We start from the raw sequence: 7,919 nt of genomic DNA on the forward strand, positions 1-7,919 counted from the left end.
GGACAGGTCGAGGGCGAGGTGCTCGGTCATCCAGTCGAGCAGCGGGCCGAGGGTGTCGATCGTCGTCGACGGCAGCGGCATCGCCACGTACTGCGCCTGACCGCCGTCCCGGTGCGGCGGGACGACCATGCGCCGCGCGATCCCGTTGGCCACCCGGCTGCCCTGCTCCTTGCGCACGATGTGCAGGCACAGGTCGATACCCGCGGCGGTGCCCGCGCTGGTCAGGACGGGATCGTCGTCGACGTACAGGACATTCGGGTCGACCGTCGCAGCCGGGTGGAGGTCGGCGAGCCGCTGAGCGTGCCGCCAGTGGGTGGTGCACTTGCGTCCGTCCAGCAGTCCGGCCGCGCCGAGTACGAAGGCGCCGCTGCAGAGGCTGGCGACCTTGGCGCCCCGGTCCACCGCGGCCCGGAGTTTGTCGAGGAGGGGGTCCATGCACGGGTCGGGGTCCTTCGCGCAGACGAAGGTGCCGTCCGCCTCGGCGTAGGTTCCGCCCGCGGGAACCACGATGAGGTCGGCGTCGTCGAGCCGGTCGAGGTCGTACGGGACGTCGATGCCGTAACCGAATCGGGTGCGGATGGGTTCCCGTGAGCCGGCGACGAGGGAGAAGTCGTAGGTGGGGAGTCCGTMGTCGGATCGGTCGAAACCGAACACCTCGCAGGCGACTCCGAGCTCGAACGCTTCGGTGAGCGGCATGAGCGGGACTACGACTTTTTTCAGCACCATCCCACTATGGCAGAAATATGGTCAACAATGTCGTTTCTGCCACTATTTCTCGGACGCCGATGCTACGAGGCTGAAGACATGACAATCCTGGTCGTGGTACTCCTCGTGTTCCTGGCGCTCGACGCGCTGGCGCTCGCCGGCCGCACGCCCGACACGCACAACGAAGTCATCCAGCACGGGGACTTCCGGTTTTGAGAGGGAACCTGGCGGTCCAGTACGCGGGCACGGCGCTCGCCTGGGGCGCGAGTTTCCTCTTCATCAAGGTCGGGCTCGAGGGCCTGTCCTTCACACAGGTCGTGCTGTGGCGACTCGTGTTCGGGGCGGTGACCCTCGGTGCCGTCCTCGGACTCACCCGGACGCGGTTGCCGCGCGAAGCGGCGACATGGGCGCACCTGTCGGTACTGGCGGTCGCCCAGTGTGTGGTGCCGTGGTTGCTGTTCAGCTGGGCCGAGCAGAGCATCAGTTCGGGCCTGGCCAGCATCTACAACGCGACCACACCGCTCATGACGATGTCGGTGGCACTGGCGTTCCTGCCAGGGGAGAAACTTAYGGACGCAAAGCTGTTCGGCCTCCTGCTCGGATTCACCGGGGTGGTCGTGGTGCTGGCGCCGTGGCAGGCGGGGATCATCGGCAGCGTCCCCGCCCAGCTCGCGTGCCTCGGTGCGACCGCGTCGTACGGCGTGGCACTGGTCTACCTGAGGCGGTTCATCCTTCCGCGAGGCGTCGGAACACCCACCATCGCGTTCATGCAGGTGTCGATCGCCGCGGCCGCCATGCTCCTCGCCACCCCGTGGGTCGCGAGCACGCCGATGCACCTGACCCCCGCGATCGTCGCCTCGATGATCGGRCTCGGGGCGTTCGGCACCGGGCTGGCGTTCGTGTGGAACACGAACGTGGTGCGCGGCTGGGGGCCCACCGCGGCCTCCACCGTCACCTACCTGACGCCGGTGGTCGGGGTCGTGCTCGGCGCGGTCGCGCTCGACGAGCACATCTCGTGGAACCAGCCCGTCGGGGCACTTGCGGTGATCGCGGGAATCGTCGTCACCCAACGGTCTTCGCGCAAGGCCGCCGAGAYGGTCGCCGCGGACGCACCGTGATCACGGCGGTGCCGTGACCACCCACTCGCGTTTGGCGTCCCCGTCCCACCGGCGCACCACCGACGCCCGGCCGACGATGTCGCCACCGTCGAGCAGCCGCGCGGCCTCCGCGATCTGATCGGCAGGCAGTCGCCGCGCGAGAGTCACGTGCGGCGTCCATTCGCCCGGGCGGATGTGCGGCGTGATCTCCGTGGCGTGCGCCGCGAGATCGAACACGCTGCGGTGCAGGGACAGCAGGGCCTTCGACGGCACCACCAATCGCGACAGCGTGACGTGCCTGCCGCCGAACATCACGAGCCCGCCCAGCCTGATGTGGAACGAGGGCGTCGCGATCCGGCGGCCCAGCAGTTCGTCGATCTCGGGTGGGATGTGGCGTGCCACGAACAGGGTGATGTGGGGCCGATTCGATTCGGCGCGAACGCGAGTGCGGCTGGGCATCCCGGCATCCCACAGGCGTTGCCACTCCGCGCGCACGGCAACGTCGGTCGCTTCGTCGAACAGCAGTTCCACCGACTGGACCATGGTAGGCAATGATGGCCTCATGAGCGGTGCCACGGCAAACATTTTCGATACCCGGATCGGCGTACTCCTCGGCGACGGCATCGGTCACGAGATCGTCCCGGCAACCCAGCGGGTGGTCTCGGCCGCGGTGACCGCGGCGGGCGGCGGCGCCGTCGACTGGGTGGAACTGCCCCTCGGCCTGGGCGCCATCGAGTCGCACGGAGCGCCGATCCCCGACTCCACGCTCTCCGCGCTGGACGAACTCGACGCCTGGATCCTGGGCCCGCACGACAGCGCCGCCTACCCGGAACCGTTCCGCGGCCGGCTGACCCCCGGCGGGGTGGTGCGCAAGAGATTCGACCTCTTCGCGAACATCCGCCCCGCCCGCTCGCTCGAGGGCGTCGCCTCGACGGTCCCGGACATGGACCTGGTGATCGTCCGGGAGAACACCGAAGGGTTGTACGCGGACCGGAACATGTTCGCCGGCAGCGGCGAGTTCATGCCGACCCCCGACGTGGCGCTGGCGGTCGGCGTCGTGACGAGGAAGGCGTGTGAGCGCATCGCGCACACCGCATTCGCGCTGGCGCGCACCCGCGGCCGCCACGTCACGATCGTGCACAAGGCCAACGTCCTGTCGATGACGACCGGACTGTTCCGCGACGTCTGCCGGGAGGTGGGGGAGCGCGACTACCCGGACGTGCGGATCGACGACGAGCACGTCGACGCCATGACCGCGCACCTCGTCCGCAGGGGGCGCGACTTCGACGTCGTGGTGACGGAGAACATGTTCGGGGACATCCTGTCGGACCTGACCGGTGAGCTGTCCGGCTCGCTCGGCACCGCCCCGTCGATCAACAGTTCCGAGACCAAGGTGATGGCGCAGGCGGCGCACGGAGCCGCCCCCGACATCGCGGGCCACAACCGGGCCAATCCCACGGCGCTGATGCTGTCGGCCGCGATGATGCTCGAATGGCTCGGGGACCGCCGCGCAGACCGGCATCTGGGCGGCGCGGCACACCGGATCCGCGACGCGGTCCGTGCGACCATCGCGTCCGGAGTCGCCACGGCTGACCTGGGTGGACTCGCGTCGACCGGTGAATTCACCGAGACCGTCCTCGCCCGGACACTGCGTCGCTGAAACCGCCGCCACGGGCCGGGACAGGCCGTTAATGTTCGGTAACGACGTCCGCAGATGCGGGTGCCGTAACCTACCGTTCGACTATTCGGAGTTCGAGAGTTCTCCGTCGCCGTAGCTCGCTCGGTGTACCACGATTTCCTTGGAGGACATGCCAGTGTCTGGTCGATCCGTCTTCGCGCGAGGCCGAGTGGCCCGCACCATCTGTGCACTGGCGGGCGGCAGTGCTCTGCTGCTCGCCGGATGCGCCAGCAACACCGAGGGCGGCGGTACGCCTTCCGGAGAAGAGACCGTCGCCGTGGAAGTCGACAAGGTGGATGCCATCGCGGCGACACTGCCCGAGAAGATCGTCTCGTCCGGCAAGATCATCGTCGGTGTCAATATTCCCTACTCGCCCAACGAGTTCAAGGATCCGAGCGGCAAGATCGTCGGCTTCGACGTCGACCTCGTGGACGCCGTGAGCAAGGTGCTCGGCGTGACACCGGAGTACACCGAGGCGGACTTCGACAAGATCATCCCGTCGATCCAGGCCGGCAGCTACGACATGGGTATGTCGTCGTTCACGGACACCAAGGAACGCGAGCAGTCGGTCGACTTCACCACCTACTTCAGCGCCGGAGTGCAGTGGGCGCAGCCCGCAGGCAAGTCCGTCGACCCCACCAACGCCTGCGGCCTGCGGGTCGGCGTGCAGACCACCACCATCGAGGATCTCGAGGAGGTGCCCGCCAAGAGCGCGGCGTGCGTGGCGGCCGGGAAGCCGCCCATCGAGATCGTGAAGTTCGACAGCCAGGACGACGCCGCCAACGCCGTCGCGCTCGGCAAGGTCGACGCGATGTCCGCCGATTCGCCCGTCACCGCGTACGCGATCAAGCAGAGCGACGGCAAGATCGAGGCCGCGGGCGAGGTCTTCGACGCCGCGCCGTACGGCTGGCCCGTCGCGAAGGGTTCGCCGCTCGCGCAGACCCTCCAGCAGGCGCTGCAGCACCTCATCGACGACGGCACCTACCGGACGATCGCGGAGAACTGGGGTGTCGAGGCGGGCGTCATCACCACGTCCCAGATCAACGGCGCCACGAGCTGAGCGGTTGACGAGTGTCTGACGTGGAGAAGGCTCCGGACCGGTCCGGCACCGAGGCGGGGCAGGAACCGGAACCGATCAAGGCGATCCCGCTGCGGCGGCCCGGCCGCTGGATCGCCGCGATCGTCGTCGGTCTGTTGCTGGCGCTGTTCGTCAACGGTGCGCGCACCAACGAGGCGTACCGCTGGGACGTCTACGCCCGGTATCTGTTCGATGCACGGATCTCGGCTGCGGCGTGGAACACCATCCAGCTGACGATCCTGTCGATGGCGATCGCCATCATCCTGGGTGTCGTCCTCGCCGTCATGCGACTGTCGCCGAACCCGGTGCTGAAGGCGGCGTCGTGGGGTTACCTGTGGATCTTCCGCGGGACCCCGGTCTACGTGCAGTTGGTGTTCTGGGGACTGTTCCCGTCGATCTACAAGCAGCTGGATCTGGGCATCCCGTTCGTCCACCAGTTCGTGCACATCGACCTGCAGGGGATCAACGCGGCGTTCCTGTTCGCGGTGATCGGTCTGGGACTCAACGAGGCCGCGTACATGGCCGAGATCGTCCGGGCCGGCGTGAACTCGGTGGCCGAGGGGCAGACCGAGGCGTCGGTGGCGCTCGGCATGACATGGTCGCAGACCATGCGCCGCACGGTCCTGCCGCAGGCCATGCGGGTGATCATCCCGCCCACGGGCAACGAGCTGATCAGCATGCTGAAGACGACATCGCTGGTCACCGCGGTGCCGTACAGCCTGGAGTTGTACGGACGTGCCAGAGACATCTCGGGTGCGAACTTCCAGCCGATCCCGCTGCTGATGGTGGCCGCCACCTGGTACCTCGCCATCACCAGCCTGCTGATGATCGGCCAGTTCTACCTGGAGCGCTACTACTCGAAGGGTGCGTCCCGCAAGCTCACCCCGCGGCAACTGCAGGCGCTCGCCGACGCGCAGGGCAAGCCGCTGGTGATCGAACCCGGGCCCGAGACCTTGCCCGACACTCCCGGAGGGGAACGACGATGACGCCGATGGTCAAGGCGGACCGGGTCTGCAAGAACTTCGGGGCGCTGAAGGTACTCAAGGGTGTGTCGCTGGAGATCGACGCCGGTCAGGTCCTGTGCCTGGTCGGGCCCTCGGGCTCGGGGAAGTCGACGTTCCTGCGGTGCATCAACCACCTCGAGCAGGTCAACGCCGGGCGGCTGTACGTCGACGGCGAGATCGTCGGGTACTCCGAGCGGGGCGGCAAGCTCTACGAACTCCATCCCAGAGCGGCCGCGAAGCAGCGCCGCGACATCGGGATGGTCTTCCAGCACTTCAACCTCTTCCCGCACCGGACGGCACTCGAGAACATCATCGAGGCGCCCATCCAGGTGAAGAGGCTGAGCAAGAAGAAGGCGCTCGAGCGAGGACGTGACCTCCTCGAGCAGGTGGGCCTGAGCGAGAAGGCGGACGCGTACCCGGCGCAGCTGTCGGGTGGTCAGCAGCAGCGCGTCGCGATCGCCCGCGCGCTGGCGATGGACCCCAAGCTGATGCTGTTCGACGAGCCGACGTCCGCCCTCGACCCGGAGCTGGTCGGGGAGGTGCTGACCGTCATGAAGGATCTCGCGGCCGGCGGCATGACGATGGTCGTCGTCACGCACGAGATGGGCTTCGCACGCGAGGTGGCCGACCAGCTCGTGTTCATGGACGCCGGCGTCGTCGTCGAATCGGGGAACCCCCGCGAGCTGCTCGCCAATCCGCAGCACGACCGCACCAAGTTGTTCTTGTCGAAGCTGCTGTAGTGGCCTCCGGCCCCGTGAGTACTTCTCAACCGCGGGCGGTTAAGAAGTACTCACGGGTTTGCGGCAGCTGAAGATGGCGGTGCCGGGGAAGATCTGTCCCCGCAGCGGGCTCCACTGCCCCCATTCCCGGTCGAGCCATTCGGGCCACTCCGGCTCGATGATGTCGCGTACCTCCAGTCCGGCCGACACGATCTCGCGCACCCGGTCGCCGATGGTCCGGTGGTGCTCGACGTAGGTGGGGACGCCGTCGCCGTCGACCTCCACGTAGGGGGTGCGGTCGAAGTAGGGGAGCGACGCGGTGAGCCCTCGGGGGCCCGGGTCGTCCGGGAAGATCCAGCGGATCGGATGGTTGACGGCGAACACCCACGCACCGCCCGGGCGGAGTACCCGGGCCACTTCACTCATCACCTGCTGTGAGTCCGCCACGAACGGAACCGCTCCAAAAGCCGAACACGCGATGTCGAAGCTCGCGTCGGCGAAGGGGAGGTGCTCGGCTCCCGCATGAACGAGCGGCACGGTCGCGCCGCCCGCCCGCATGGCCTCGACCCCGCGGGTCAGCATCGACATGGACAGGTCGAGCCCGACTGCCCGGGCGCCCCGGCCGGCGAGCCACCGCGCGCAGGGCGCGGAACCGCAGCCCACCTCGAGGACGTCCTTGCCCGCCACGTCACCGAGAAGGTGGTAGTCGCCCTCGTGCAGTCCCTCCGGACACCAGACGAACTCACCCTCGGACGAGTCCACGCCGAGGAACTCGCCGTGGGTGCGGTGGTAGTCGTCCGCATCGGCGTCCCACCAGGCACGGCTCGCGCGTTCGCTGGACTCGGAATCGACGCGGACGCGGCTCACCCCGGACGTTCCGAGCACGCTGTTGGCGGTGCCGTGTCGGTCGTCTTCCGGGGAGAGAGGAGAATCGGACGGGCGAGGATCGGGCATGGGCAACAGAGTAGAGCGTGGGAACGTGCCCGGGTTTGCCCAGCTTGCCCACGGGCGCGTAGCCTATTGCACGCGAGTGTCTATGTGTGCGGCATCGGATTCGGTTCAGTTCGAGTTTGTTCGGTTCCAGTCGGGTGTCGTTCACTGCGCTTGCGGTGATCTGATTCGGCGGAGTGTTTCGTCGGTTCAGGTTGCTTGTCCGACAGAACACCATCAACCGACCACAACCCGTCCGGAGCAACTCAACACATGCCCTCCACCACCGTGACCTCGCCGCAGGTAGCCGTAAACGACATCGGCTCCGCCGAGGACTTCCTCGCCGCCATCGACGCAACGATCAAGTACTTCAACGATGGCGACATCGTCGAAGGCACCATCGTCAAGGTCGATCGCGACGAGGTCCTGCTCGACATCGGTTACAAGACCGAAGGCGTCATCCCTTCCCGTGAGCTCTCCATCAAGCACGACGTCGACCCCAACGAGGTCGTCTCCGTGGGCGATGAGGTCGAAGCTCTCGTCCTCACCAAGGAGGACAAGGAAGGCCGACTGATCCTGTCGAAGAAGCGCGCTCAGTACGAGCGTGCCTGGGGCACCATCGAGGAGCTCAAGGAGAAGGACGAGGCCGTCAAGGGCACCGTCATCGAGGTCGTCAAGGGCGGCCTGATCCTCGACATCGGCCTGCGT

At 67.4% G+C, this 7,919-nt stretch carries 9 protein-coding genes; 6 read left to right on the forward strand and 3 right to left on the reverse strand.

Features of this window, described 5'->3' with window-relative positions; translation table 11 throughout:
* Positions 1–726: DJ-1/PfpI family protein (locus AC1D1G_RS37890; protein ID WP_477956147.1), on the reverse strand; the 726-nt coding region annotated here is incomplete at its 3' end.
* Positions 727–917: 191 nt separating this feature from the next.
* On the opposite strand from AC1D1G_RS37890, the gene AC1D1G_RS37895 reads away from it, so the two are divergent.
* Positions 918–1,823 carry a DMT family transporter gene (locus tag AC1D1G_RS37895; protein ID WP_477956148.1) on the forward strand — a complete coding sequence of 302 codons (906 nt, stop codon included), beginning with the start codon at positions 918–920 and terminating at the stop codon, positions 1,821–1,823.
* On the opposite strand, the gene AC1D1G_RS37900 is transcribed toward AC1D1G_RS37895, so the two are convergent.
* The gene (locus AC1D1G_RS37900; protein ID WP_280782496.1) at positions 1,824–2,345 is read right to left on the reverse strand and encodes a 2'-5' RNA ligase family protein; all 522 of its coding nucleotides are present in this window, start codon (positions 2,343–2,345) and stop codon (positions 1,824–1,826) included. It lies immediately after the preceding gene.
* Between the two features lie 19 nt (positions 2,346–2,364).
* Here AC1D1G_RS37900 and AC1D1G_RS37905 point away from each other — a divergent pair, with 19 nt between their 5' ends.
* From AC1D1G_RS37905 to AC1D1G_RS37920, 4 genes are all read left to right on the forward strand, one after another.
* Positions 2,365–3,462 (forward strand): isocitrate/isopropylmalate dehydrogenase family protein, encoded by a 1,098-nt coding sequence (locus AC1D1G_RS37905; protein ID WP_283352517.1) that lies wholly within the window; start codon positions 2,365–2,367, stop codon positions 3,460–3,462.
* A 148-nt stretch (positions 3,463–3,610) separates the two neighbouring features.
* Positions 3,611–4,540: an ABC transporter substrate-binding protein gene (locus tag AC1D1G_RS37910; protein WP_317567714.1), complete on the forward strand. Its 930-nt coding sequence runs from the start codon at positions 3,611–3,613 to the stop codon at positions 4,538–4,540.
* 20 nt (positions 4,541–4,560) lie between these two features.
* Positions 4,561–5,544 (forward strand): amino acid ABC transporter permease, encoded by a 984-nt coding sequence (locus tag AC1D1G_RS37915; protein WP_280782602.1) that lies wholly within the window; start codon positions 4,561–4,563, stop codon positions 5,542–5,544.
* Positions 5,541–6,302, forward strand: coding sequence for an amino acid ABC transporter ATP-binding protein (locus AC1D1G_RS37920; protein WP_005247428.1), 762 nt, complete (start codon positions 5,541–5,543; stop codon positions 6,300–6,302). The genes AC1D1G_RS37915 and AC1D1G_RS37920 overlap by 4 nt, the downstream gene beginning before the upstream one ends.
* A 39-nt stretch (positions 6,303–6,341) precedes the next feature.
* Here the strand turns inward: AC1D1G_RS37920 and AC1D1G_RS37925 are convergent, their stop codons facing one another.
* Positions 6,342–7,235 carry a class I SAM-dependent methyltransferase gene (locus tag AC1D1G_RS37925; RefSeq protein WP_283352516.1) on the reverse strand — a complete coding sequence of 298 codons (894 nt, stop codon included), beginning with the start codon at positions 7,233–7,235 and terminating at the stop codon, positions 6,342–6,344.
* 249 nt (positions 7,236–7,484) lie between these two features.
* Between AC1D1G_RS37925 and AC1D1G_RS37930 the strand changes: the two genes are divergently transcribed.
* A partial coding sequence (locus AC1D1G_RS37930) for a S1 RNA-binding domain-containing protein (RefSeq protein ID WP_477956149.1) occupies positions 7,485–7,919 on the forward strand: 435 nt, incomplete at its 3' end.

It is taken from the genome of Rhodococcus sp. P3_B8, from assembly GCF_056402775.1.

Bases quoted from the DNA above. Each gene is read 5' to 3' on its own strand.
- AC1D1G_RS37900 (WP_280782496.1), bottom strand. From the start codon at position 2,345: ATGGTCCAGTCGGTGGAACTGCTGTTCGACGAAGCGACCGACGTTGCC.
- AC1D1G_RS37905 (WP_283352517.1), top strand. From the start codon at position 2,365: ATGAGCGGTGCCACGGCAAACATTTTCGATACCCGGATCGGCGTACTC.
- AC1D1G_RS37910 (WP_317567714.1), top strand. From the start codon at position 3,611: ATGCCAGTGTCTGGTCGATCCGTCTTCGCGCGAGGCCGAGTGGCCCGC.
- AC1D1G_RS37920 (WP_005247428.1), top strand. From the start codon at position 5,541: ATGACGCCGATGGTCAAGGCGGACCGGGTCTGCAAGAACTTCGGGGCG.
- AC1D1G_RS37925 (WP_283352516.1), bottom strand. From the start codon at position 7,235: ATGCCCGATCCTCGCCCGTCCGATTCTCCTCTCTCCCCGGAAGACGAC.